General features: G+C 44.2%; 22 protein-coding genes. 17 read left to right on the top strand and 5 right to left on the bottom strand.

Going from position 1 to position 25,401, the window contains the following annotated elements:
- The first annotated feature begins 7 nt into the window (after positions 1 to 7).
- The 10 genes from V6D42_RS09900 to V6D42_RS09855 all read left to right on the top strand — a co-directional run bounded on the left by V6D42_RS09900 (position 8) and on the right by V6D42_RS09855 (position 11,654).
- Positions 8 to 922 (top strand): AEC family transporter, encoded by a 915-nt coding sequence (locus V6D42_RS09900; RefSeq protein WP_333513094.1) that lies wholly within the window; start codon positions 8 to 10, stop codon positions 920 to 922.
- Between the two features lie 132 nt (positions 923 to 1,054).
- Positions 1,055 to 2,407 (top strand): aspartate aminotransferase family protein, encoded by a 1,353-nt coding sequence (locus V6D42_RS09895; RefSeq protein ID WP_333513140.1) that lies wholly within the window; start codon positions 1,055 to 1,057, stop codon positions 2,405 to 2,407.
- 30 nt (positions 2,408 to 2,437) lie between these two features.
- On the top strand, positions 2,438 to 3,013 hold the full coding sequence (glpP, locus tag V6D42_RS09890) for a glycerol uptake operon antiterminator GlpP (RefSeq protein WP_029441192.1): 576 nt from the start codon (positions 2,438 to 2,440) through the stop codon (positions 3,011 to 3,013).
- A 170-nt stretch (positions 3,014 to 3,183) separates the two neighbouring features.
- On the top strand, positions 3,184 to 4,008 hold the full coding sequence (locus V6D42_RS09885; protein ID WP_268446607.1) for an MIP/aquaporin family protein: 825 nt from the start codon (positions 3,184 to 3,186) through the stop codon (positions 4,006 to 4,008).
- Positions 4,009 to 4,026: 18 nt separating this feature from the next.
- On the top strand, positions 4,027 to 5,517 hold the full coding sequence (gene glpK / locus V6D42_RS09880; protein ID WP_333513093.1) for a glycerol kinase GlpK: 1,491 nt from the start codon (positions 4,027 to 4,029) through the stop codon (positions 5,515 to 5,517).
- 140 nt (positions 5,518 to 5,657) lie between these two features.
- Positions 5,658 to 7,325 (top strand): glycerol-3-phosphate dehydrogenase, encoded by a 1,668-nt coding sequence (gene glpD, locus V6D42_RS09875; protein ID WP_333513139.1) that lies wholly within the window; start codon positions 5,658 to 5,660, stop codon positions 7,323 to 7,325.
- Positions 7,326 to 7,457: 132 nt separating this feature from the next.
- Entirely contained in the window at positions 7,458 to 9,203 is a 1,746-nt protein-coding gene (locus tag V6D42_RS09870) for a phospho-sugar mutase (protein ID WP_333513092.1), read from the top strand.
- Between the two features lie 143 nt (positions 9,204 to 9,346).
- Positions 9,347 to 10,489 carry a GAF domain-containing sensor histidine kinase gene (locus V6D42_RS09865; protein WP_333513091.1) on the top strand — a complete coding sequence of 381 codons (1,143 nt, stop codon included), beginning with the start codon at positions 9,347 to 9,349 and terminating at the stop codon, positions 10,487 to 10,489.
- Positions 10,486 to 11,133: a response regulator transcription factor gene (locus V6D42_RS09860; RefSeq protein WP_333513090.1), complete on the top strand. Its 648-nt coding sequence runs from the start codon at positions 10,486 to 10,488 to the stop codon at positions 11,131 to 11,133. The genes V6D42_RS09865 and V6D42_RS09860 overlap by 4 nt, the downstream gene beginning before the upstream one ends.
- The gene (locus V6D42_RS09855) at positions 11,130 to 11,654 is read left to right on the top strand and encodes an NADPH-dependent FMN reductase (RefSeq protein WP_333513089.1); all 525 of its coding nucleotides are present in this window, start codon (positions 11,130 to 11,132) and stop codon (positions 11,652 to 11,654) included. The genes V6D42_RS09860 and V6D42_RS09855 overlap by 4 nt, the downstream gene beginning before the upstream one ends.
- Before the next feature lie 14 nt (positions 11,655 to 11,668).
- Here the strand turns inward: V6D42_RS09855 and V6D42_RS09850 are convergent, their stop codons facing one another.
- Positions 11,669 to 11,911: a YhdB family protein gene (locus tag V6D42_RS09850; protein ID WP_010333534.1), complete on the bottom strand. Its 243-nt coding sequence runs from the start codon at positions 11,909 to 11,911 to the stop codon at positions 11,669 to 11,671.
- Positions 11,912 to 12,112: 201 nt separating this feature from the next.
- Here V6D42_RS09850 and V6D42_RS09845 point away from each other — a divergent pair, with 201 nt between their 5' ends.
- Positions 12,113 to 12,436 (top strand): YqzG/YhdC family protein, encoded by a 324-nt coding sequence (locus tag V6D42_RS09845; protein WP_229147617.1) that lies wholly within the window; start codon positions 12,113 to 12,115, stop codon positions 12,434 to 12,436.
- Positions 12,437 to 12,478: 42 nt separating this feature from the next.
- Here V6D42_RS09845 and V6D42_RS09840 read toward each other — a convergent pair whose 3' ends face one another.
- Both V6D42_RS09840 and nsrR read right to left on the bottom strand, forming a co-directional pair.
- A complete protein-coding gene (locus tag V6D42_RS09840; protein WP_333513088.1) occupies positions 12,479 to 13,912 on the bottom strand; it encodes a C40 family peptidase in 1,434 nt (477 codons plus the stop codon).
- A gap of 152 nt (positions 13,913 to 14,064) precedes the next feature.
- The gene (gene nsrR, locus V6D42_RS09835) at positions 14,065 to 14,505 is read right to left on the bottom strand and encodes a nitric oxide-sensing transcriptional repressor NsrR (RefSeq protein ID WP_010333538.1); all 441 of its coding nucleotides are present in this window, start codon (positions 14,503 to 14,505) and stop codon (positions 14,065 to 14,067) included.
- Positions 14,506 to 14,808: 303 nt separating this feature from the next.
- On the opposite strand from nsrR, the gene spoVR reads away from it, so the two are divergent.
- Positions 14,809 to 16,215, top strand: a complete 1,407-nt coding sequence (gene spoVR, locus V6D42_RS09830; RefSeq protein ID WP_029441196.1) for a stage V sporulation protein SpoVR — start codon at positions 14,809 to 14,811, stop codon at positions 16,213 to 16,215.
- A 30-nt stretch (positions 16,216 to 16,245) separates the two neighbouring features.
- Here spoVR and V6D42_RS09825 read toward each other — a convergent pair whose 3' ends face one another.
- The gene (locus tag V6D42_RS09825; protein ID WP_333513087.1) at positions 16,246 to 17,622 is read right to left on the bottom strand and encodes an alkaline phosphatase; all 1,377 of its coding nucleotides are present in this window, start codon (positions 17,620 to 17,622) and stop codon (positions 16,246 to 16,248) included.
- Between the two features lie 535 nt (positions 17,623 to 18,157).
- Here V6D42_RS09825 and V6D42_RS09820 point away from each other — a divergent pair.
- Positions 18,158 to 19,162 (top strand): C40 family peptidase, encoded by a 1,005-nt coding sequence (locus V6D42_RS09820; RefSeq protein ID WP_333513086.1) that lies wholly within the window; start codon positions 18,158 to 18,160, stop codon positions 19,160 to 19,162.
- Positions 19,163 to 19,231: 69 nt separating this feature from the next.
- On the opposite strand, the gene citR is transcribed toward V6D42_RS09820, so the two are convergent.
- The gene (gene citR, locus V6D42_RS09815; protein WP_333513085.1) at positions 19,232 to 20,107 is read right to left on the bottom strand and encodes a transcriptional regulator CitR; all 876 of its coding nucleotides are present in this window, start codon (positions 20,105 to 20,107) and stop codon (positions 19,232 to 19,234) included.
- A gap of 108 nt (positions 20,108 to 20,215) precedes the next feature.
- On the opposite strand from citR, the gene citA reads away from it, so the two are divergent.
- The 4 genes from citA (at position 20,216) to V6D42_RS09795 (ending at position 25,376) form a co-directional block, all read left to right on the top strand.
- A complete protein-coding gene (gene citA / locus V6D42_RS09810) occupies positions 20,216 to 21,316 on the top strand; it encodes a citrate synthase CitA (protein WP_333513084.1) in 1,101 nt (366 codons plus the stop codon).
- Between the two features lie 71 nt (positions 21,317 to 21,387).
- Positions 21,388 to 22,257, top strand: a complete 870-nt coding sequence (locus V6D42_RS09805) for an SDR family oxidoreductase (protein WP_333513083.1) — start codon at positions 21,388 to 21,390, stop codon at positions 22,255 to 22,257.
- A 248-nt stretch (positions 22,258 to 22,505) separates the two neighbouring features.
- Complete coding sequence (gene bcaP / locus V6D42_RS09800) at positions 22,506 to 23,903, top strand: branched-chain amino acid transporter BcaP (protein ID WP_333513082.1); 1,398 nt, start codon at positions 22,506 to 22,508, stop codon at positions 23,901 to 23,903.
- A 117-nt stretch (positions 23,904 to 24,020) separates the two neighbouring features.
- Positions 24,021 to 25,376, top strand: coding sequence for a sodium-dependent transporter (locus V6D42_RS09795; protein WP_333513081.1), 1,356 nt, complete (start codon positions 24,021 to 24,023; stop codon positions 25,374 to 25,376).
- Positions 25,377 to 25,401 lie beyond the last annotated feature (25 nt).

Here is a 25,401-nt window from a genome sequence, read left to right as displayed (position 1 = left end):
GTGCCTTATGGAGTTTCTGCTTGTTTTAGTTCCTGTTTTCGGAATCTTCGCAATTGGTTATATCGGACAGAAAACACTCGGTTTTGATATTCAGACACTGTCCAAAATGTCCTTATATTTAATGTCTCCTTTTTTGGCTTTTGATACCTTTTATTCAAACGAGCTGACGATGGACTATGTGTATCTGTCTATTTTTGTGCTGGGTCTATGCTTGGTTCTAGTGCTGTTGGCCTCCTTTTTATCCTTTTTTCATAAGTATTCGAACCAAGATCGCTGTGCCATGATTCTCTCATCAGCCTTTATGAATAACGGCAATTACGGTACGCCTGTCGTACTGCTTGTGTTTGGGACGGCGGGGCTGGATACGGCTGTTGTGTTAATGGTCTTGCAGCAGTTAATTATGAGTACCATCGGCATGTATTACGCTGCAAAGGGCGGTTCGGAGGAAGGCGGATGTAAAACGGTGATGACTCGGGTTATCCGTATGCCTGTGGTGTACGGAGCACTTTTAGGGACAATACTTCAGCTTATGCATATTTCAATTCCCAAAGAGTTAATGACAGGCATTGAACTGGTCGGAAATGCCACGGTACCGACGATCATGATTATTCTTGGCATGCAGCTTGCGCTGATATCTTTCAGGAATATTGAATACAGAACAATTTCTTATTCTCTGCTGCTGAAGCTGATGGTATCTCCGTTCATTGCGCTGGGCTTCACATTGATTTTGCCTGTGGATGACATGACGAAGCAAATTATGATTCTCGTAGCGGCCATGCCGACCGCTGCCAATACGACCTTAATGGCCGTTCAGTTTAATACAAGGCCTGAGGTCGTTTCCAGTGCCACTTTTATCAGCACAATGCTGAGCATAGTCACTTTGCCGGTTCTGCTTTGGATGCTGCATCCTCTTTCTTCTTGATGAAAGAGGATGTTTTAATTACCCGGCGGTTTATTGACTCCTTTGTCGTCTGGCTTTATATTGAAGTCAGGGAAACATCACCTAGACATCACATAAGAGAAGGTCTGTTTCAATTTATTGAACGCTAATGAAATGGAGATGATGGGGATGGAAAACATTCAGCAAAATCAGGGATTAAAGCAAAAGGATGAGCAATTCGTGTGGCATGCTATGAAGGGAGCGCATCAAGCGGACAGTCTGATTGCCCAAAAGGCGGAAGGCGCCTGGGTGACTGATATAGACGGACGCCGCTATCTTGATGCGATGTCCGGTTTATGGTGCGTTAATATTGGTTACGGCAGAAAAGAGCTTGCGGAGGCTGCCTATGAACAATTAAAGGAATTGCCGTATTACCCGTTAACGCAAAGTCACGCCCCTGCGATTCAATTGGCGGAAAAGCTGAATGAGTGGCTTGGCGGCGATTATGTGATTTTCTTTTCCAACAGCGGATCGGAAGCGAATGAAACCGCTTTTAAGATCGCTCGTCAGTACCATCTGGAAAACGGCGACCACAGCCGTTATAAATTCATCTCTAGATATAGAGCCTATCACGGCAATACGTTGGGAGCGCTCTCTGCCACCGGTCAGGCACAGCGGAAATATAAATATGAACCGTTAAGCCAAGGATTCCTGCACGCCGCCCCGCCTGATGTCTACCGAAATCCTGAGGACGCCGATACGCTAGAGAGCGCAAATGAAATTGACCGTATCATGACATGGGAATTAAGCGAAACGATTGCCGGTGTCATTATGGAGCCCATTATTACAGGCGGAGGCATTTTAATGCCGCCGGACGGATATATGAAAAAAGTGGAGGAAATCTGCCACCGTCACGGCGCCCTGCTGATTTGTGACGAAGTCATCTGCGGATTTGGGCGGACTGGCGAGCCGTTCGGATTTATGCACTACGGCGTGAAGCCCGATATCGTTACAATGGCGAAAGGGATTACAAGCGCGTATCTGCCATTGTCAGCGACCGCGGTTAAACGGGAAATTTTTGAAGCCTACCAAGGAGAAGCTCCCTATGACCGTTTCCGCCACGTCAACACATTCGGCGGCAGCCCGGCAGCCTGCGCATTGGCTTTGAAAAACCTGCAAATTATGGAGGACGAACAGCTGATTCAGCGATCCCGAGATCTCGGAGCAGAGCTTTTAGGTGAGCTTCAGTCCTTGAGAGAACACCCTGCAGTAGGGGATGTAAGGGGGAAAGGGCTGCTGGTCGGAATCGAACTTGTCAAAAATAAACTGACTAAAGAGCCGGCTGGCGCTGACCAAGTGAACCAAGTGGTTGCGGCATGCAAAGAGAAAGGGCTGATCATTGGCAATAACGGCGATACAGTCGCCGGATTCAACAATGTCATTCAGCTCGCCCCGCCATTTTGTCTGACAGAAGAGGACCTTGCATTTATCGTAAAAACAGTGAAGGAAAGCATACTCACGATTTGATACAAAAGTGATTTGTTAAAGGAGCACACTATGAGTTTTCACAACCAGCCTATTTTACCGGCTATTCGTAATATGAAGCAATTTGATGAGTTTTTAAACAGTTCGTTTTCATACGGCGTGATACTTGATATTCATCTCGGACAATTAAAGGGTGTGATCAGAGAGGCGCAAAAGCACGGGAAGAAGATGATGGTCCATGTTGATTTAATTCAAGGGATCAAACATGATGAATACGGAGCGGAATTCATCTGCCAGGATATTAAGCCGGCGGGGATTATCTCAACTAGATCAAACGTGATTGCAAAAGCGAAGCAGAAAAAAATTTATGCGATCCAGCGTTTGTTTCTGCTTGATACAAGCGCAATGGAAAAAAGCATGGAGTTTGTCGGCAAGCATAAGCCTGACTTCATTGAAGTACTGCCGGGCATCGTGCCGTCACTTATTCAGGAAATTAAAGAGAAAACAGGTATCCCTATTTTTGCGGGAGGTTTCATCCGCACAGAACAGGATGTAGAACAGGCCCTGAAAGCTGGTGCCGTTGCTGTCACAACATCCAACACCAAATTATGGAAAAAATATGAAAACTTTTTGACAGAAAGTGATTGACACCGCTTTCATCCACTGATACAATTGCACTAGGTTAATACAATGTGATGGAGAATCCGGAGACCACAGCAGCTCTTTACGGTAAAGGTTATACACCCCCGTAAAGCGGTTTGTTGTGGTTTTTTATTCCTTATCATACTTCTTAATCGCAACCTTAGGAGGAATTATCTATGACAGCATTTTGGGGAGAACTAATCGGTACGATGCTGCTTGTTATTTTTGGCGCAGGTGTTTGTGCAGGAGTCAATTTAAAGAAATCGCTTTCATATCAATCTGGCTGGATTGTTATTGTATTTGGATGGGGATTGGGTGTGGCAATGGCCGCTTATGCGGTCGGCGGCATCAGCGGCGCCCATCTCAATCCCGCGTTAACAATAGCATTTGCTTTTATTGGTGATTTTCCGTGGAAAGAGGTTCCGGTTTACATTGCGGCGCAGATGATCGGAGCAATGATCGGTGCGGTGATTGTTTACCTTCATTACCTGCCACATTGGAAGTCTACCGATGATCCCGCTGCCAAGCTGGGTGTGTTCTCAACCGGACCCAGCATTCCGCATACGTTCGCAAACGTTTTAAGTGAGGTTATTGGGACATTTGTCCTTGTGCTTGGAATTTTGGCGATTGGGGCAAATGAGTTTACAGAGGGACTTAACCCTTTAATCGTCGGTTTTCTCATTGTTGCTATTGGTATTTCTCTTGGAGGAACTACGGGATATGCAATTAATCCCGCCCGCGACTTAGGTCCGCGGATTGCCCACGCACTTCTGCCGATTCCGGGGAAAGGATCATCAAACTGGAAGTACGCATGGGTTCCTGTTGCCGGCCCGATTTTGGGCGGATCATTCGGCGGTGTATTTTACAACGCCGCGTTTCGGGGGCAGATCACGAGCAGTTTCTGGATTGTAAGCGTTGTATTAGTTGTGGTATTGTTAGGACTCTATGGCTATACGAAAAAACATGCAGCTAAAACACTATCAAATTCAAAATATATTTAGGCAAAGGGGAGACATCTTATGGAAACTTACATTTTATCCTTAGATCAAGGGACAACAAGTTCAAGAGCGATTTTGTTTGATAAAGAAGGCAAGATCGTTCACTCTGCTCAAAAGGAATTCACACAATACTTCCCGCATCCAGGATGGGTTGAGCATAATGCAAATGAAATTTGGGGCTCTGTCCTTGCTGTTATCGCATCAGTCATTTCGGAATCGGGAATCAGCGCCTCTCAAATTGCCGGAATCGGCATTACCAACCAAAGGGAAACAGCGGTTGTTTGGGATAAGGATACAGGAAAGCCTGTGTATAATGCGATCGTTTGGCAGTCACGACAGACGGCTGGAATCTGCGAGGAGCTTCGTGAAAAAGGATATAATGATACATTCAGAGATAAAACAGGTCTTTTGATAGATCCATATTTTTCTGGCACGAAGGTGAAATGGATTTTAGACAATGTGGAAGGCGCCAGAGAAAAAGCGGAAAAAGGCGAGCTCTTGTTTGGAACGATTGATACATGGCTCATTTGGAAAATGTCAGGCGGAAAAGCGCACGTGACGGATTATTCCAATGCCTCAAGAACGTTGATGTTTAATATTTACGATTTGAAATGGGACGATGAGCTGCTTGAGATTTTAGGCGTGCCGAAATCAATGCTTCCTGAAGTCAAACCGTCCTCTCATGTGTATGCGGAGACAGTTGACTATCACTTCTTCGGAAAAAATATTCCGATTGCGGGAGCGGCAGGCGATCAGCAGTCCGCGCTGTTCGGCCAGGCGTGCTTTGAAGCAGGCATGGGGAAAAACACATACGGCACAGGATGTTTCATGCTGATGAATACAGGGGAAAAAGCAATTAAGTCGGAACACGGGCTGCTGACAACGATCGCCTGGGGCATTGACGGTAAAGTTGAATATGCTTTAGAAGGAAGTATTTTTGTCGCAGGTTCAGCCATCCAATGGCTTAGAGACGGAATGAGAATGTTCCAAGACTCTTCGCTTAGCGAATCATACGCGGAAAAGGTTGATTCAACTGACGGCGTATATGTCGTTCCGGCCTTTGTCGGCTTGGGAACGCCTTACTGGGACAGCGATGTGCGCGGGTCTGTTTTCGGCCTGACAAGAGGCACAACAAAAGAGCATTTTATCCGTGCCACGCTGGAGTCATTGGCTTATCAGACGAAAGATGTGCTTGATGCAATGGAAGCGGATTCTAAGATTTCATTGAAAACGCTTCGTGTGGATGGCGGCGTTGTTAAAAATAACTTTTTGATGCAGTTTCAAGGGGATATTTTGGATGTGCCTGTGGAACGACCGAAAATCAATGAAACAACTGCGCTTGGCGCGGCATATTTGGCAGGTATCGCTGTGGGATTCTGGAAGGATCGTTCTGAAATTATCAACCAGTGGAAACTGGATAAGCGTTTTGAACCTAAATTGGAAGAAGAAAAACGAAATGAGCTGTATACAGGCTGGCAAAAAGCCGTTAAAGCAGCTATGGCTTTTAAATAAGATAAGAGTATGTTATAATGGTGACAAGTTAATAAGAACGGTCCTGAGATGAGGAGAGACCACAGCACCAAAGTGTGAACATGCACTTTGGCTGTTGTGGTCTCTTTTTCTATTTACCGTGACAACAAGGAGGAAACGTAATAATGAAAAATCAATTTTCAAGTCTTGAGCGGGATCGCATGCTGACAGACATGACGAAAAAAACATATGATCTATTTATTATCGGAGGAGGAATTACAGGAGCAGGTACAGCTCTTGACGCGGCATCAAGGGGAATGAAGGTCGCACTCAGCGAAATGCAGGATTTCGCGGCTGGAACATCAAGCAGATCAACAAAATTGGTTCATGGCGGCTTGCGCTATTTAAAACAATTTGAAGTAAAAATGGTCGCTGAGGTAGGGAAAGAGCGGGCGATTGTCTATGAAAACGGCCCGCACGTCACCACACCGGAATGGATGCTGCTTCCGTTTCATAAAGGCGGCACATTCGGCTCTTTCACAACCTCTATCGGTTTAAGAGTTTATGACTTCTTAGCTGGCGTAAAAAAATCAGAACGCAGAAGTATGCTTTCAGCAAAAGAAACGCTGCAAAAAGAGCCTTTGGTGAAAAAAGACGGCTTAAAAGGCGGCGGCTACTATGTTGAATACCGCACTGACGATGCGAGACTGACAATCGAAGTCATGAAGGAAGCGGTCAAATTCGGGGCAGAGCCTGTGAATTATTCCAAAGTGAAAGAACTCCTTTATGAAAAAGGCAAAGCAGTCGGTGTATTAATTGAAGACGTTTTGACCAAAAAAGAATATAAAGTATATGCGAAAAAAATCGTCAATGCGACAGGGCCTTGGGTAGACCAGCTTAGAGAAAAAGACCATTCTAAAAACGGAAAGCACCTTCAGCATACAAAAGGTATTCATCTTGTATTTGACCAATCTGTCTTTCCTCTAAAACAGGCGGTATATTTCGATACACCGGACGGCCGCATGGTGTTTGCTATTCCTCGTGAAGGCAAAACATACGTCGGCACAACCGATACCGTTTACAAAGAGGCGCTGGAGCATCCGCGCATGACAACTGAGGATCGTGATTACGTCATCAATTCAATTAATTACATGTTCCCGGAACTGAATATTAAAGCGGATGATATCGAATCAAGCTGGGCTGGCCTGCGTCCGCTCATTCATGAAGAAGGAAAGGATCCTTCCGAGATTTCACGCAAAGATGAAATTTGGACGTCAGATTCAGGCTTGATCACTATTGCCGGCGGTAAGCTGACCGGGTACAGAAAAATGGCGGAGCACATTGTCGATCTTGTACGTGATCGGTTAAAAGAGGAAGGCGAAAAGGACTTCGGCCCATGCAAAACGAAAAACATGCCGATTTCAGGCGGGCATGTCGGAGGATCTAAAAACCTTGCATCCTTTGTGACAGCGAAAACGAAAGAAGGCATTGCGGCCGGTTTATCAGAAAAAGATGCGAAACAGCTGGCTATCAGATACGGCTCCAACGTAGAGCGTGTCTTTAATCGAGTCGAGGCGCTGAAAGACGAGGCGCTGAAGCGAAATATCCCAGTTCATATCCTGGCCGAGGCGGAATACAGCATTGAAGAAGAATTGACTGCAACGCCTGCTGACTTCTTTGTCCGCAGAACGGGACGTTTATTTTTTGATATTAATTGGGTAAAAACATATAAAGACGCCGTTATTGATTTTATGAGCGAGCGATTCCAGTGGGATGAGCAGACGCAAAACAAACATACAGAAAACCTTAACAAGCTATTACACGATGCGGTTGTGCCGATCGAGCAATAAAAAAACGGGCTGTCTGCAGCCCGTTTTTTCTTTTATGAGCCAGAAAGCGTCGGATCTCAAGATATCAAGTGACAGAGGCGCTCTCTTCATATTAAAATAATGGCATATGGCTGATACATAGGAGGACGAATTATGACTTGGAGAAAGAGCTATGAACGTTGGAAACAGACAGAAAATTTAGATCCTGAATTAAAAAAGCTCCTCACTGAATTAGAGGGAAATGATCAGGCTCTTGAGGACTGCTTCTATAAAAACCTTGAATTCGGAACTGGGGGGATGCGCGGAGAAATTGGCGCCGGCACGAATCGGATGAATATTTACACGGTGCGCAAGGCGTCAGCGGGATTCGCGGCATACATCTTGCAGCAGGGTGAGGAAGCGAAAAAGCGGGGCGTTGTCATTGCGTATGATTCCCGCCATAAATCACCGGAGTTTGCGATGGAAGCGGCAAAAACGCTTGCTACACAAGGCATCCAAACGTACGTGTTTGATGAGCTTCGCCCGACGCCAGAGTTGTCATTCGCTGTCAGACAATTGAACGCTTATGGGGGAATTGTTGTGACGGCGAGCCATAACCCGCCTGAATACAATGGGTACAAAGTGTACGGTGATGACGGCGGTCAGCTTCCTCCGCGGGAAGCTGACATCGTCATTGAGCAGGTAAACGCCATCGAAAATGAGCTGACAATTACAGTTGACGATGAAGAAGCGCTAAAAGAAAAAGGCTTAATCAAGATCATCGGTGAAGAAATTGATAAGGTCTATACTGAAAAACTGACGTCTATCTCGGTTCATCCTGAGTTATCCAGAGAAGTGGATGTGAAAGTGGTTTTCACTCCGCTGCATGGAACCGCAAACAAACCGGTCAGACGCGGACTCGAAGCTCTTGGTTATCAAAATGTCACGGTTGTGAAGGAACAGGAACGGCCAGATCCGGACTTTTCAACTGTAACATCTCCGAACCCGGAAGAGCATGCTGCATTTGAATATGCTATTAAGCTTGGCGAAGAACAAAATGCAGATATTCTTATCGCAACAGATCCAGATGCGGACCGCCTTGGCATTGCGGTAAAAAATGATGAAGGCGAATATACAGTGCTGACAGGAAACCAAACCGGCGCGCTGCTGCTTTATTATTTGCTTTCTGAAAAGAAAAAACAAGGAATCCTGCCTGAGAATGGCGTCGTTCTCAAAACAATCGTAACAAGTGAAATCGGACGCGATGTCGCATCTTCATTCGGACTCGATACGATTGATACACTGACAGGCTTTAAGTTTATCGGTGAGAAGATTAAAGAATACGAAGCCTCAGGCCAGTACACCTTCCAATTCGGGTATGAAGAAAGCTATGGTTATTTAATCGGTGATTTCGCCCGCGACAAGGATGCCATTCAGGCCGCGCTTTTGGCAGTTGAGGTTTGTGCGTTCTATAAGAAACAAGGAACGTCATTATATGTAGCGTTAATGAATATCTTCAAAGAATATGGTTTTTATCGTGAAGGACTGAAATCACTGACACTGAAAGGAAAACAGGGAGCGGAGCAGATTGAAGCGATTCTTGCTTCCTTCAGACAAAATCCGCCGAAAACAATGGCCGGTAAACAGGTTGTAACAGCTGAGGATTACGCTGTAAGCAAACGGATGGTTCTGACGGAAAATAAAGAAGAAGCCATCGACCTGCCAAAATCAAATGTGCTGAAATACTTCTTGGAAGACGGATCTTGGTTCTGTCTCCGTCCTTCTGGTACTGAGCCGAAGGTCAAATTTTATTTCGCTGTAAAAGGAACATCTCTACAAGACAGTGAACAGCGCCTTGCCGCTCTTTCTGACGATGTCATGAAGACAGTTGACGAAATTGTCGAAGCAACAGCAAAATAATTCAAAAAAGCTGGATCATGCAGTGATCCAGCTTTTTTCTATTCTCATCCAAAAGTCTGAAAGAAAATCATCCTTCATGCGAAGTAACAATATTCAAAAAACTGGTATAATCTTAGATAATAACCATAGCCGGAGTGAGAGACTTGACCAAACCGAGGATGGAAAAATTAAGAACGCTGAAAACCATTGCGGAGACTTTAAATCAAGGACACGATGTCAAAGCAACGCTGAATGAAGTTTTAAAAGAATTGCTGAGCTTAACGAATCTGCAGTCTGGATGGATCTTTCTCATTGAAGAGGACGGTTCCTATACGTTAGCCGCAGACGCATACCTGCCGCCTGCTTTAAGCCGCAGGGAAAAAGTGCTGATGTGTGAAGGGGAGTGCTATTGCCTGACGAAATTCAATAACGGCGGACTTAGAAAAGCAGCCAATATTATGAACTGTAAACGCATAGAATCAGCTGTAGAGCTGCATTGTTTTGACACAGAAGGGATTACCCATCATGCGACCGTTCCCTTAGAAGGTGGAGACAGACGGTTTGGTTTATTAAATGTGGCGGCGGCCGGAAAAACACTTTTTGATGAGGAGGAGCTTCATTTGCTGGAGGCCGTTGCGTTTCAGATCGGAACGGCAATACAGCGGATGAGGCTTGCTGAATACAAACAAAAAAACGCTCTTTTAATGGAGCGGAACCGTCTCGCTCAGGAGCTGCATGATTCAGTCAACCAGATGCTGTTTTCCGTCAGTTTAACTGCCAAAGCGGCAAAGACATTAACACAGGACGAGACCCTGCAGCAAATGATTGATTTTATTCAAACGTTATCGCAGGACGCTCTGGCTGAAATGAAGTCCTTAATCTGGCAGCTTCGCCCCGGAGGATTAGAAAAAGGGCTGGCTGAAGCCATTAAAAGCTACGGCACACTGATCGGATTGAATGTCGTCTTTACACAAAAAGGATGTCCGGTCCTTCGTGATGAAGAGGAGCATATGCTGTGGCGCGTCGCGCAGGAAGCCCTCAATAATTGCAAAAAGCATGCCGGGACTGATACGGCATATGTCAGAATGGCTTCTTCTTCTTCCTATGCAGAACTGGATATTATCGATCATGGGACAGGGTTTTGTTATGAAGCGCACGCCGGACTGCCTTCACTTGGCATCAAAGGTATGAAAGAGCGGGCAGAAAAAGCCGGCGCGGAATTTTCCATTGCATCAGAGCTTGGAGCGGGCACGAAGCTGTCCGTCAGGCTTCCGCTTACCAATCAGAAAGGAAGGACAGTGAGATGAGAATTGTCATTGCGGATGATCACCATGTTGTCCGGAAGGGGCTTCGTTTTTTCTTTGCCACCAAGGATGACATTGAAGTTGTCGGAGAAGCGGCAACCGGAATTGAGGCCCTCCGTGTCATTGAAGAAACAAAGCCGGATCTCGTGCTGATGGATCTGTCGATGCCGGAAATGGATGGAATAGTGGCAACAAAAAAAGCAGTACAGCAATTTCCCGGCGTGCATATCATCGTACTGACGAGTTACTCCGATCAGGAGCATGTCATCCCTGCGCTTCAGGCAGGAGCGAAGGCGTATCAGTTGAAGGATACAGAGCCGGAGGAATTGGTGAAAACATTGAGACAGGTCTATTCAGGTGAATACATGCTGTCTTCAGCTATTATGCCCCATGTGCTGACACATATGAAAAAACAGAATGAACCGGAAAAAGAAAAATATTATCAATTAACCCGCCGGGAAAGAGATGTGCTAAATCAAATTGCTTGCGGAAAAAGCAATAAAGAAATCGCGGCGTCTTTGTTTATTTCAGAAAAAACAGTAAAAACTCATGTGTCTAATCTTTTAGCAAAGCTTGAGCTGGCGGACCGCACACAAGCAGCGCTATTTGCAGTGAAATACAACCTGAATGGAGAGATCACCAAATGAATATATTAGTCATGAGCGGCTCGCCGAGAAAACATGGCAGGACAAGAGTTGCGGCAGCCTTTATATCATCTCTGTATCACACGGATTTGATTGATTTAAGCGAATTTCTATTGCCGTTATTTAACGGTGAAGCCGACCAGGCTGAACTTATGCGGGTACAGGAGCTAAAGCAGCGTGTCAGCGAAGCCGATGCGATTGTATTACTATCTCCTGAATATCACAGCGGCATGAGCGGCACCTTAAAAAATGCACTGGATTTTTTAAGCAACGAACAATTCAAATATAAGCCAGTAGCACTTTTGGCAGCAGCAGGCGGCGGAAAAGGCGGAATCAATGCGCTGAACAATATGAGAACCGTGATGCGGGGCTTATATGCCAATGTCATTCCGAGGCAGCTTGTGCTTGATCCGGTAACAATTGATGTGGAAAATGCAACAGTAACAGAACACATGGCGGTCAGCATAAAAGAGCTGATGGAAGAATTGCACATGTTCGCAAATACAGGAAACCCCGGCGTCTAACCCCGGGGTTTGTTTTATGTGAGAAGCGTTAATTGATCCTCATATGTCAGCTCAGTGGCATGGTCAATATAGCGGAGAAGAGAATACAGCACCTTTTCTAATACAGCATAATCCTGTTCAAAATGGTATGCATGCAAAAAGTGCTCAATTCGTTTTGATAACAAATCATCCTCTGTCCGCACCATTAAAATTAATAAGTTATCCCATTGGGAACGATGGGTGTAATACAGTGCTTTGTCATAATCAGCATAATCCATGTCAACCGCTTCTCCTTTCCTGTGTGAGAAGTTCAGGATTAGTTTATGCCGTATCAGAAGTTATTGACGGGGCAAAACTTGGCGTCTGCGTCAGAACTGGGATAGCAATATGAGGGAGACATAAAATGAAAATGTCTGAATGAAGAAAGCGGTTTTGGAAAACCTAAGAGGAAAATAATCTGGGTACAGGAGACTGAACACATGAAATCTCTGCCGTATACCATTGCGCTTCTTTTTTGCGGACTAATCCTCGTATCAATGGCTGCAAAAGGGCATTCAGAAAACATGAACGAGTCTGTTCAAAAGTGGGAACAGCTCGCTTGGAGTAAAATTCAAGATGAATATAAAGGGGCTTCTTTTTCCGATTACGCCTATATGGGGCGGACCGAGGTGAATGACCAGCAGACAAAGGATGTTTTTCGGGTGACTGTCAGCCAGAATGACGAAACATTTTCCGTGCGAGCTGAAGTATATTTTCACCCTGTGACAAAACATATGATCAGCATCAATGTGTTTCGTCTTTAATAAAAAAACTGTACAGCCGACAAAGGCTATACAGTTTCATTTTTAGAAATAACGCTTTGCACCGAGGTAGCGCTGTTTCCAGTATGAGTTGTTCATATTTGAAATGACGACCCCGGAGTCGTTGGCATTAATGAATTCCCCGTTTCCAAGGTAAATCCCGACGTGAGAAGGACCGGCTTTGTATGTCGAAAAGAAGACAAAGTCTCCGACTGCAGGCTGGCTGACAGATTTCATGGTGTTCCAGTAGCCGGCCGCCGTTAATCTGGACACAGATGTGACTTTGTTTAGCGCATAGTAAATGAATCCGCTGCAGTCAAATCCGGCCGGTGTCGTTCCTCCCCAGCGATATGGAACGCCAAGCTGCTCCTTAGCGGCCGCGATCATTTTGTTAATCTTCGCGCTGGTTGAGATGGTGCTGCCTGAAGATCCGGAACTTGAAGAAGGGGATGAAGCTTTGCCTGTAATCGTGAGCTTCTGGCCGATTTGTAAAACATCGGTTTTCAAGTTGTTTTTCTCCCGAATCTGCTGGGCTGTCACATTGAACTTTTGAGCGATTACCCATAAGGAATCACCGCTCTTCACCGTATATGTAGTCGTCGTGGTGCCGGAGCTGGAATTTGACGAAGACGGTGATGTTGATGTGCCGGAAGATGATTTGCCGGTCAGCTTTAGCACTTGTCCAACGTACAGAACGTCTGATTTCAGATTGTTGCTGTTTCGGATTTGCTGTACAGTCAGGTTATATTTGTTTGCGATTTTCCAAAGTGAGTCTCCGCTTTTTACGGTGTACTTCGTTGTTGCTGACGCTGATTGATTCGATTTGGATGAATTGTCTTTGGATGACGAATTAGAACCCGCTGATTTTGTTTTTAACACTTGATTCACATAAATGGTATCTGATTTTAAATTGTTCAATACCTTCAATTCAGCGATGGACATATTGACTTTGTTTGCGATTTTCCAAAGCGAATCACCAAGCTGCACTTTGTAAGTGCCAGTCTTTGCTGAAGAGCTTGAGCTCGATTTGGGACTGTTTGAAGTGCCGGAACTTGAATGTGAAGAAACTTTTCCGGATACTTTTAATTTCTGCCCTGCACGAATCATGTCGCTGCTCAATCCGTTTAACTTTTTCAGTTCTTGTACCGACATCTTATACTCATTGGCAATCAGCCATAGTGAATCGCCGCTTTTCACTGTATAAACAGCATTTCCGCTCTTCTTTTTTGACCCTGAAGAAGATGATGAAGTGTCGGAGTTGCTGCCTGGAATGGTAAGCGTCTGGCCAATTGACAGGACGGTCGTCGAAAGATGGTTGGCGGATGAAATGGCTGCTACACTTGTGTTGTAGGTTTGCGCCAGCTTCCATAAGGAATCTCCGCTTTTGACTTTAATCGTTGCTGCTTCAGCGGGTGTCATCGCTAATGTTGAGCTGACAATCGCGGTTGCTGTCAGCCCTGCTGCTAATTTTTTTTTCATCTGAGCTCTCCTTTTTCCCCCAATGATTTTGAATATGCTGTTTCTTTTTTATATCGGCAGATTCATCTCATCGTTTTGCTTTTTTAAAAAATCAGTCACATTTTCTTAACAGAACGCATGAAAAAAGGCATAAAAAAAGAAGGAATCATCAATTATTCCTTCATTTTCAAAAGCTGCATAATCTCCTCTTTGTTTTTGACAAGGTCTCGCAGCGTGTATTTGTTTAAAACGGCAAGATAGGCCATAAGCGCTTCATTAAGCACGTGTTTTAAGCCGCACACCGGAGAAATAATACAGAGATTTCTATTCGCATCAAAACATTCAACAATATTAAAATCGTCTTCTGTTTTTCTGACGACCTCCCCGATATTAATGTCTTCAGGATCCATGCCTAAACGTATGCCGCCGCCCCGTCCGCGTATCGTTTCCACGTATCCGAGCTGACCGAGCCTATATATGACTTTCATGAGATGATTTTTTGAAATAGAATACGTTTCGGCGATCTGTTTTATATTTGAAAGTTCTCCGGGACGTTCTGCAGCCAGAAAAATCAAAACTCGTAATGAATAATCTGTATAATTTGTTAACTTCATATTAAGACCTCGGAATAAGACATTTTCTATATCTTATCATAATCTATTATAAAATGAAAAAAAAGGAATTTTCCTTTTAATAGAAGCTGAGCATACGCTTTTCTTAGTGCATGTCATTCTGGGGATTTTGTTTTGAACGGTTTTTCGTTATCAACTTCATTGTTTTGAATGTTGCGTTCGAATGACACATTCGGCAAACAGGTTAGTGTGCCGGGCAAGTTTTTGTCAGGCAGAAATGTGACTTATCATCTTTTGTCAGGCGGGCTCATACATTATAGATAAGTCCAAGTAGGGGGGATTCGGTTGAACGCGGAGGAGAAAAAGGGATTACAGCGGGCGATTGAGGAAATTACCGAAGTAGCAAAAGGATTCGGCCTTGATTTCTATCCGATGAGGTATGAAATCTGCCCGGCTGAAATTATTTATACATTCGGCGCGTACGGGATGCCGACAAGATTCAGCCACTGGAGCTTCGGGAAACAGTTTCACAAAATGAAACTGCATTATGACCTTGGATTAAGCAAAATTTATGAGCTTGTCATTAACTCAGACCCATGCTACGCCTTTTTGCTGGACAGCAATTCACTGATTCAAAATAAATTGATTGTCGCCCACGTTCTCGCCCACTGTGACTTTTTCAAAAACAACTGCCGCTTCCAAAACACGAAGCGTGACATGGTGGAAAGCATGGCAGCCACGGCGGAGCGGATTAAGCATTATGAACGCATTCATGGAATACAGGAAGTAGAGGCCTTTTTAGACGCGATTCTTTCAATCCAGGAGCATATCGATCCGTCTTTGGTGCGTCCGAAGCTCCAGTGGAGTGTGGATGATGAGGAAGAAGAGTGTGAGGAAATGGCTACGCCGTACGATGATCTATGGAATTTAGATGAGAAGAAACCGAGAAAACAATTGAAAAAATCAAAAAAACCTTTCCCGCCTCGGCCCGAAAAAGATATTCTCCTTTTTATTGAGGAGCATTCAAGGGAACTTGAGCCGTGGCAGCGTGATATTTTGACGATGATGAGAGAAGAAATGCTTTATTTTTGGCCTCAGCTGGAAACGAAGATAATGAATGAAGGATGGGCTTCATACTGGCATCAAAGAATTATCCGGGAGCTTGATTTAACCTCTGATGAAGCGATAGAGTTCGCCAAGCTGAATGCCGGGGTTGTCCAGCCGTCAAAAACGGGAATCAACCCTTATTATTTGGGACTGAAGATTTTTGAAGATATTGAGGAACGGTACAACAATCCGACTGAGGAAATGAAGAAAATGGGCGTCAAGCCGAACGCGGGCCGGGAAAAAATGTTTGAAGTTAGAGAGATTGAATCAGATATCTCATTCATCCGCAATTATTTAACAAAAGATTTAGTGATGCGCGAGGACCTTTACTTGTTCCAAAAGCAGGGCAGAGACTACAAAATCGTCGATAAAGAGTGGGAGGCTGTGCGCGACCAGCTTGTGAGCATGCGGGTAAACGGTGGGTTTCCGTATTTGACTGTAGACGACGGCGATTATTTGAAAAATAACGAGCTCTTAATTAAGCATTGGTATGAGGGCATAGAACTGGATTTGAAATACTTGGAGAAAGTGCTTCCTTATTTATACCAGCTGTGGGGAAGAAGCGTGCATATCGAATCCGTGCTGGAGGATAAGCAAGTGATGTTTTCGTATGACGGAAAAGGGGTTCACCGCAGGTATTTATAAGAAAAAAGGATGCAGCGATCTGCATCCTTTTTATTTTCCTGTTTTCAAAATCCTAAATATGATTTTTGCCTGGTCGGTATTGTTGATCAGGCCGCTGAATTTCTCTTTTCCGGGGCCGTACGCGTAAACCGGCACTTCTTCACCGGTATGATCGGTACTGGTCCAGCCGCTGTTAGAGCGGGTGTTGAAAATCTTGATGATGGCTTTGTATGCGCCTTTGCTTTTGTCAGCTTGTGAAGCGGCTTCAACGCTTTTGATTTCTTCACGTGTAAAATCCAGATCTGTATAGCGGGCCAGCACATCTTTGACAGGTTTGCCTTCGCTGATTTTTTTGGCCATAAATTCAGGTGTTCTTTTCGCAGCCAAAATCGGCTCCGCATGCCAATTTTTTTCACCGTTTGCCCCAATGGTGAATCCGCCTGTCGTATGATCAGCAGCTGCTATCACCAGCGTATGTTTATCTTTTTTCGCGAATTCAATGGCAGCTTTATACGCCTGTTCAAAATCTCTAACCTCGCTCATCGCTCCGACAGTATCATTGTCATGAGCGGCCCAGTCAATTTGGCTGCCTTCGACCATCAAGAAAAATCCTTTTTTATTATGATTCAGCCGGTCAATTGCTGAAACAGTCATATCTTTCAGGGATGGGGTTTTGCTGTCGCGGTCGAGCGACTTATCAAGCCCTCCGTCTGCAAAAAGCCCGAGCACCTGCTGATCTTTATTTTTCTTCAGCGCTTGTTTTGTTGTCACATAGCTGTAGCCAGCTTGCTTAAATTCTTTCGTTAAATTTCTGTCCTTGCGGGTAAAGTAGGATTTTCCGCCGCCAAGCAAAACGTCAATTTTTTGTTTGCCTTTTATTTTATCATCCATATAGCTGTTGGCGATTTGGTTCATGTTTTTCCGGGATTCATTGTGGGCGCCGTATGCTGCGGGTGTGGCGTGGTTAATTTCAGAAGTTGCGACAAGCCCTGTTGACTTGCCTTGCTGTTTGGCTTCTTCAAGTATTGATTTTACTTTTTTTCCGTTTTTATCGACACCAATTGCATTGTTATATGTCTTAACGCCTGTCGCTAATGCTGTTCCGGCTGCAGCTGAATCTGTAATAGTATAGTCAGGGTCATCCGGATGCGTCATCATCATGCCTGTCAGGTTCCGGTCAAATTCAGTTAACGTCGGGTTGTTCGGTGTTTCACCGTTATTTTTCATGGAACGGTAAGCGTTTATGTATGATGCTCCCATGCCGTCACCAATCATCACAATGACATTTCTGATCTCATCTTTGTTTTGTTTTTTTGCGCTTGCTTTTTCGGTCTGCTGCAGCTCTGCACCGGCGAATATACCGGCTGTAAGCACGGAAACAGCTGCGACTGGCAGCAATTTTGATTTCATTTTTTGAAACAGACTCATTTTTGCAGGCCTCCTTTAATTTGTTCTGCTTATTACGATAGGGAATGTTTGTAAAGTGCGGCTGTTGATCCTGTAAATATTCAGTAAAGGATTGTGATGAATATAAAATGGCTGTTCCGTTATCTTGCCTTTCTTTTATCAAAGCATTCATTTTTCCAGAAAAATCTTTACCACATGTTTTATGCGTGATATGGTTGTTTAAATAAAAAAACTGCGATTATTCGCAGTTTTTATCGAATGCTATCAGTCTCCAATTTTCGGCTATGTTCTAAATACCTAAAATCCCCTTCAATTATTTCCTAAATGTTGATAAAGCGTCCAAATAACATGACAAAAGCACTCGTTTTTTGTCACCTTTGAAACGAAAATGAAATATTTAATACCCTTAAAAACTTTTTTTGAAAACGAATAATTAAGAAATTTGTCACGTGAAGTCAAGACTATTTCTATTGGGAATACAACCTTATAATAGAAAACAAGATGATTAATTAAAAAAAAGAGATAATGATAGATATACATATTTAGGGAGGAAAACATGAAAAAGCAAATCATTACAGCTACAACAGCAGTTGTTTTAGGATCGACTTTATTTGCAGGAGCGGCATCTGCACAAAGCGTCAAGGTAAAAAAAGGTGACACGTTATGGGATCTTTCAAGAAAATACGGCACGACAATAAGTAAAATTAAATCAGAAAACAAGCTTCATTCCGATATCATTTACGCAGGACAGACTTTATCCATTAACGGTAAATCGACAGCATCAAGTTCAAAAAGCAGCAGTTCATCTTCTTCTACATACAAAGTAGTGAGCGGCGACAGCCTTTGGAAAATTTCCAAAAAATACGGCATGACGATCAATGAACTGAAAAAACTGAACGGCTTAAAATCAGATCTTCTCCGTATCGGACAAGTTCTGAAAGTGAAGGGCTCAAGCAGTTCAAGCAGTTCAAGCTCATCAAACGTGTCGACGTCTGCAACTTCTACATACAAAGTAGTGAGCGGCGACAGTCTATCTAAAATCGCGAAAAAATACGGTACAACGGTTAGCAAATTAAAGAGTCTCAATGGCTTAAAATCAGATTTAATCTATGTCGGACAAGTATTGAAGGTGAAAGGAACAGGTTCAAATACTGTAACTTCCTCTAAGCCTTCATCTAGCTCAAGCAGCAAAGTATCATCTACATCACTTAACGTAAGCAAACTGGTCTCTGATGCAAAAGCGCTAACTGGAACGCCGTACAAATGGGGCGGAACAACAACTTCCGGTTTTGACTGCAGCGGATTCATTTGGTACGTATTAAACAAACAAACAAGTGTGGCAAGAACGAGCACTGCGGGATATTGGAGCTCCATGAAGAGCATTGCCAGCCCGTCTGTCGGTGATTTCGTATTCTTTACAACATATAAATCCGGCCCTTCTCACATGGGGATTTACGTTGGAAACAACAGTTTCGTTCATGCAGGATCTGACGGCGTACAAATCAGCAGCCTGAACAACAGCTACTGGAAGCCTCGCTACCTTGGTGCGAAAAGATTCTAATTTTACAAAGTAACCCGTTCATAGAACGGGTTTTTTTCATTAGACGGAGCATCTTTGTTTTGGTTACATCTAAAAATGAAAATGTGATAAAAAGTCCAAAAACTTTTTTTCCTTCTTATTTTCATAAAGGGCGATCGCATAAGCACCGGCATAGGGCAGCTGCACAGAATGGTAAGGGATTCTGATCATCTGTTTCTCCTCTAATTCGCGCTTTACTGTAGATAATGGGAGGAATGAAACGCCAAGTCCTTCTTTTATAAACCGTTTCGTTATATGGGTTTGTGTGACCTTCATTGTTCTCACAAATGGAAGGGTCACTCTGACTTGACGGAGTAAGTCGTCCCAGTAGTCAGGATGATTGTGGGTCAAAAGCAGGTACTGCTCAAGCACCTCTTTGGCATCAATTTCTTCGTCTGCTGTGAAGCGCCGATCAGGAGGCGCAACGAGGACGACAGGGTCCTTATATAAACAGTGGCATGTTAAAGAAGAAGACTGGACTTTTAAACAGCTCAGTCCGATATCCGCCTCGCCGGATTTAATCAGGGACGAGATTTCTGCCGATTCAAAAATCTTCACTGCAATTTCTGTTTCAGTATTTATTGATGTGTATCGTTTCATAACAGATGGAAGCACAGTATCGGCAATAAGCGGCGAAACCGCGAGCTGTAAGGTTTGAGAGTAGCCTTGTCTTACTCTGTGGAGCTCTGCCATGCTGTTTTCATAGTCATCAAGCAGCCTCAGTGCAAACGGCAAATAAGCCCTGCCTTCATCGGTTAACTGAATCTGTCTGCCTTTTCGCTCGAATAGCTTGCAGCTGATTTCTTTTTCTAATTGCTTGATATGTACGGTTACAGTGGGCTGAGATAAAAAAAGCGTTTCCGCTGTTTTTCTGAAGTTTTCATATTTCGCAGCGGTCACAAAGGTGTGAAGCCATTTGAAATCCATTTCCATTCTCCCTCTGATTAATATTTTTAATTAATTCCCTTTAAAATATTCAATATTTTTTAAATATTATATTTACTATAATAACAGAAAAGGATAGGGGGAATACAAATGGTACATTACGGATTAAAGGGAATTACATGTGTGGACACATCAATCAGCCATATTGACGGCGAAAAAGGGCGCCTTATCTACAGAGGGCATCATGCAAAAGACATCGCGCTGCAACACAGCTTTGAAGAAGCCGCTTACTTGATTTTATTTGGAAAACTGCCAGCATCAGATGAATTACGGACATTTGAAGAAAAGCTGATCGCGGAGCGAAACCTGCCTGACCGCATCGAAAGTTTGATTCAGTCGCTGCCAAATAACATGGACGACATGTCGGTGCTGAGAACGGTTGTTTCAGCATTAGGGGAAAATACGTACACGTTTTATCCAAAAATAGAAGAAGCGATTCGGCTGATTGCCATCACGCCGTCTATTATCGCTTACAGAAAACGCTGGGTGCGCGGCGAGCAAGCCATTGAGCCATCTTCCCAGTACGGACATGTTGAAAACTATTATTATATGCTCACAGGTGAACAGCCTTCAGAAGCAAAAAAGAAAGCGCTTGAAACATATATGATTCTGGCCATGGAGCATGGCATGAACGCATCAACTTTTTCGGCACGGGTTACTTTGTCTACAGAGAGTGATTTGGTATCGGCCATTACCGCGGCGCTTGGCACGATGAAAGGCCCGCTTCATGGAGGGGCTCCTTCTGCTGTAACAAAAATGCTTGAAGACATTGGAGAAAAAGCGAATGCTGCAGCGTATTTGACAGCAAAGCTTGAAAAAGGAGAACGCCTGATGGGATTTGGGCACCGCGTGTATAAGACGAAAGATCCGCGTGCAGAAGCTTTGAGACAGAAAGCTGAAGAGGTTGCAGGCGATGACCGTGATTTGGATCTGGCGCTGCATGTAGAGGCAGAAGCGATTCGTTTGCTGGACATCTACAAACCGGGCCGTAAGCTGTACACAAACGTTGAATTCTATGCAGCTGCTGTCATGAAGGCGATTGATTTTGATGATGACTTGTTTACACCGACGTTTTCAGCAAGCCGAATGGTAGGCTGGTGCGCACATGTGCTGGAGCAAGCAGAAAACAACGTGATTTTCCGTCCGTCAGCTAAATATACAGGGGCTATTCCTGAAGAAGTACTTTCATAACATATTTTGCAGTTTATTCGCTTCTGTGATGTGGTAAACATTCAATATCATCATGTCTAGGAGTGATCAATATGAACCCAATGGACAGACAAACAGAAGGACAAAAACCGCAGGGGCAGGACCGTCAGCCGGGGATTGAGTCTGAAATGAATCCTTTTCCTTTAACAGAAGACCGTGATTACAAAGGAAGCGGAAAACTGAAAGGAAAAGTCGCGATCATTACAGGAGGCGACAGCGGAATCGGGAGAGCGGCAGCAATTGCGTATGCAAAAGAAGGGGCAGACGTCTCCATTCTTTATCTGGACGAACATTCTGACGCGGAGGAAACGCGAAAACAAGTTGAACAGGAAAACGTCCGCTGCCTGTTGATTCCTGGGGATATCGGAGATGAGAAGCATTGTGAACAGGCTGTACAGCAAACCGTAGACCATTTTGGGAAGCTGGATATTTTGGTTAACAACGCTGCTGAACAGCACCCGCAGGACAGTATTCTTGATATTTCAACAGAACAGCTTGAAAAAACCTTCCGCACGAACATTTTTGCTATGTTTCATATGACAAAGAAAGCGTTGCCTCACTTGAAAGAAGGGAGCGCAATCATTAATACGACATCGATTACCGCTTATGAAGGAGATACCGCATTAATTGATTATTCCAGTACAAAGGGTGCAATTGTCTCCTTTACACGATCAATGAGCAAATCTCTTGCGGATAAAGGCATCAGAGTGAATGCGGTGGCGCCCGGCCCGATTTGGACACCGCTGATCCCGGCGACATTCCCGGAAGAAAAAGTGAAACAGCATGGACTTGATACACCGATGGGCAGACCGGGACAGCCGGTTGAGCATGCAGGTGTATACGTTTTGCTCGCATCTGATGAATCTTCCTATATGACGGGACAGACGATTCACGTGAATGGCGGCCGTTTTATTTCAACATAATGTACAAAAAACCAGCAGAATTGCTGGTTTTTTTGTGCATGAAAATAGGCCAGTGCAGAAATTTGTCGAATTTTTTAAAAATTTAGTTTTCATTTTTAGATTTTTATATATAATATTGAGTAGGAGAAAGGAATGATTCATCACCAGTACAAATATAGTAGAAAAAAAGAAAAACGGTCATTGTTGCTCATGAATTCAGAAAATTCAAATAAAATATAAAGAGATCATCAGCTAGGAGTTGAAGGGGAATGAAAGGAAGCGTATTTAGGAAGAAAAGTATTCAGGATTTAATCGCTGCAACGAAAGGTGAAAAATCTTTAAAAAGAGAATTAGGGGCATTTGACTTAACACTGCTTGGGATTGGGGCCATTATAGGTACTGGGATTTTTGTACTGACGGGGACAGGGGCGGTTACTGCCGGACCCGGACTGACCGTTTCATTTGTTGTCGCAGCGCTGGCTTGTTTATTCGCTGCATTGTCTTACGCTGAATTTGCTTCAAGTGTGCCTGTCTCAGGTTCGGTGTATACATTTACTTATGCTACAATGGGAGAACTTTTGGCCTTCATTATCGGGTGGGATTTAATTTTAGAGTATATGCTGGCGGTAAGTGCCGTTTCAGTCGGGTGGTCCGGCTATTTTCAATCATTTTTGTCCGGGCTTGGCATTCATCTTCCGGTGGCCTTAACGGCTGCTCCGGGGGCTATAAAAGGAACATTTACCATTTTTAATCTGCCTGCGTTTGTCATTGTTCTGGCCATTACGTATTTGCTTTATTTAGGCATCAGAGAATCTAAAAGAGTCAACAACATTATGGTGATTTTAAAAGTGCTGGTCGTTCTCTTATTTATTGCGGTGGCAGCTGTCTACGTGAAGCCGGATAACTGGCAGCCGTTTATGCCAATGGGCTTTGGCGGCGTATTCAGCGCAGCGGCGCTCGTTTTCTTTGCTTTTATCGGATTTGACGCTGTATCCTCTGCCGCGGAAGAGACGAAAAACCCTGGGAAGGATCTGCCGAAAGGAATTATTTTCTCATTATTGGTTTGTACCATTTTATATGTTACTGTATCAGCCATCATGACAGGGGTTGTTCCTTTTGCCCAGTTTGAAGGCATCGATCATCCGGTTTCTCTCGTTCTTCAAAGCGCGGGGCAAAACTGGGTGGCAGGCATTATCGATATCGGTGCGGTTTTGGGAATGACAACGGTTATGCTTGTGATGCTTTATGGACAGACACGTGTCATGTTTGCTATGTCTCGTGACGGCCTGGTTCCAGGATCGCTTTCTAAGGTTCATCCGAAGCATAAAACTCCTTATGTTGCGACTTGGTTTTTCGGCATTATGTCGGCGCTCCTCGGTTCACTTGTTCCGCTTGATGAGCTCGCCAAGCTGGTAAACATCGGAACGCTTTCAGCGTTTGTGCTGATTTCTGCCGCGGTTATTGTGTTGAGAAAGAAACAGCCTGATCTTCCGAGAGCCTTTAAATGTCCGGGGGTTCCGGTTATCCCGGGCTTAGCAATTCTATTCTGCCTGTTCTTAATTTTAAATCTCGGCTGGGTGACGATTGTCCGCTTCCTTGTATGGCTGTTAATTGGCATGGCGATCTATTTCTTATATTCAAGAAAGCATTCAAAATTAAATCAATAACTCTCAAAGAAGAGAGCGGCTTACACTGGCTGCTCTCTTTTCTATTCTCATCAAATGAATATATAGAAATCAGCATGAAAATAAGAGATAATATAGGCTGGAAAGGAAGTGACATCATTGTCTGAGCAAAAACCAGTCCAATGGGCTTCAAAAATCGGTTTCGTCATGGCTGCCGCTGGATCAGCCATCGGCTTAGGCGCGATTTGGAAGTTCCCTTATGTAGCGGGGACGAATGGAGGAGGCGCCTTTTTCCTTATTTTTGTGCTATTTACCATTCTCTTGGGCTATCCGCTTTTAGTAGGAGAATTTATCTTTGGAAGACGGAACCAAACGAATGCCATTGATGCATATAAAAAAGAAGCGCCGCGAACAGCTTGGTTTCTCACAGGATGGGTCGGTGTAGCGGCTTGTTTCTTAGTTTTATCGTTTTACAGTGTTATCGGAGGATGGATTTTACTATATATAGTAAAAACAGCATCGGGTTCACTGTCCGGTCTCACCCAGGAGCAGTACGGTGCACTTTTTGGCTCTGTTATTCAAAACCCTGTGCAGACGCTCGCGGCTCAGCTTATCTTTATGGTACTGACTGTGCTGGTTGTCGCCAGAGGGGTTCAAAAAGGGATTGAACGGGTAAGCGCGGTGATGATGCCGATTTTGTTTATATTGTTTGTCCTGCTTGTTCTTCGGTCGCTCACGCTGGATCATGCGATGGAAGGCGTGAAATTTTTGCTTGTGCCCCATTTCGGCGATTTGACCCCGGAGTCTGTTTTGTTTGCGCTGGGACAGGCTTTCTTTACGTTAACACTGGGGGTTTCGGTCATGGTGACCTACAGCTCCTATCTGCCGAAAACGCAAAATATCCCGCGTTCTGCAGCCTCCATTGTCGTCATGAATATCATTGTGACACTTTTGGCAGGTTTGGCTATTTTTCCTGCTGTTTTCTCCTTCGGATTGGAGCCGAATGAAGGTCCGACTTTGCTGTTTACAGTGCTTCCGGCCGTTTTTGAACAGCTGCCGTTCGGTATCCTGTTTTTCATCGGCTTTCTTGTCGCATTTTTATTTGCCGCACTGACCTCTGCCTTTTCAATGGTGGAAATGATTGTAGCCATTATCGGCAAAGGGGACGAATCGAAGAGGAAAAAGCTGTCATGGACAAGCGGGTTTTTGATCTTCTTAGTCGGTATCCCATCTTGCTTATCCTATGGCGTGCTGAGCGATGTAAGCATATTTGATAAGACGTTTTTTGACGTTGTCGATTTTACCGTCAGCAATGTTTTGCTGCCGTTAGGCGCCCTGTTAATTTCTATTTTCATTCCGCTGAAAATATCGAAACAGGAGCTATGGGCAGAAATGAGAAAAGGATCACATCCCGGCAAAGCATTCTTTTATATATGGTTTTATTTGCTCCGTTTCGTTGTCCCGCTGGCTATTATTATCGTGTTCTTAAATTTAATCGGAATTATATCCTTTTAGAAAAACAGGCTCCGCTGGGGGCCTG

It is taken from the genome of Bacillus sp. 0909A, assembly GCF_036765115.1.
GTDB lineage: Bacteria > Bacillota > Bacilli > Bacillales > Bacillaceae > Bacillus > Bacillus mojavensis.
This window is presented reverse-complemented; position numbering and strand designations above follow the sequence as displayed.

Bases quoted from the DNA above. Each gene is read 5' to 3' on its own strand.
- citA (WP_333513084.1), top strand. From the start codon at position 20,216: ATGGTACATTACGGATTAAAGGGAATTACATGTGTGGACACATCAATC.
- nsrR (WP_010333538.1), bottom strand. From the start codon at position 14,505: ATGAAGTTAACAAATTATACAGATTATTCATTACGAGTTTTGATTTTT.
- V6D42_RS09885 (WP_268446607.1), top strand. From the start codon at position 3,184: ATGACAGCATTTTGGGGAGAACTAATCGGTACGATGCTGCTTGTTATT.
- V6D42_RS09850 (WP_010333534.1), bottom strand. From the start codon at position 11,911: ATGGATTATGCTGATTATGACAAAGCACTGTATTACACCCATCGTTCC.
- V6D42_RS09855 (WP_333513089.1), top strand. From the start codon at position 11,130: ATGAATATATTAGTCATGAGCGGCTCGCCGAGAAAACATGGCAGGACA.
- V6D42_RS09845 (WP_229147617.1), top strand. From the start codon at position 12,113: ATGAAATCTCTGCCGTATACCATTGCGCTTCTTTTTTGCGGACTAATC.
- V6D42_RS09805 (WP_333513083.1), top strand. From the start codon at position 21,388: ATGAACCCAATGGACAGACAAACAGAAGGACAAAAACCGCAGGGGCAG.
- bcaP (WP_333513082.1), top strand. From the start codon at position 22,506: ATGAAAGGAAGCGTATTTAGGAAGAAAAGTATTCAGGATTTAATCGCT.
- citR (WP_333513085.1), bottom strand. From the start codon at position 20,107: ATGGATTTCAAATGGCTTCACACCTTTGTGACCGCTGCGAAATATGAA.
- V6D42_RS09840 (WP_333513088.1), bottom strand. From the start codon at position 13,912: ATGAAAAAAAAATTAGCAGCAGGGCTGACAGCAACCGCGATTGTCAGC.
- V6D42_RS09870 (WP_333513092.1), top strand. From the start codon at position 7,458: ATGACTTGGAGAAAGAGCTATGAACGTTGGAAACAGACAGAAAATTTA.
- V6D42_RS09820 (WP_333513086.1), top strand. From the start codon at position 18,158: ATGAAAAAGCAAATCATTACAGCTACAACAGCAGTTGTTTTAGGATCG.
- glpK (WP_333513093.1), top strand. From the start codon at position 4,027: ATGGAAACTTACATTTTATCCTTAGATCAAGGGACAACAAGTTCAAGA.
- V6D42_RS09895 (WP_333513140.1), top strand. From the start codon at position 1,055: ATGGAGATGATGGGGATGGAAAACATTCAGCAAAATCAGGGATTAAAG.
- V6D42_RS09825 (WP_333513087.1), bottom strand. From the start codon at position 17,622: ATGAGTCTGTTTCAAAAAATGAAATCAAAATTGCTGCCAGTCGCAGCT.
- V6D42_RS09900 (WP_333513094.1), top strand. From the start codon at position 8: ATGGAGTTTCTGCTTGTTTTAGTTCCTGTTTTCGGAATCTTCGCAATT.
- V6D42_RS09860 (WP_333513090.1), top strand. From the start codon at position 10,486: ATGAGAATTGTCATTGCGGATGATCACCATGTTGTCCGGAAGGGGCTT.
- glpP (WP_029441192.1), top strand. From the start codon at position 2,438: ATGAGTTTTCACAACCAGCCTATTTTACCGGCTATTCGTAATATGAAG.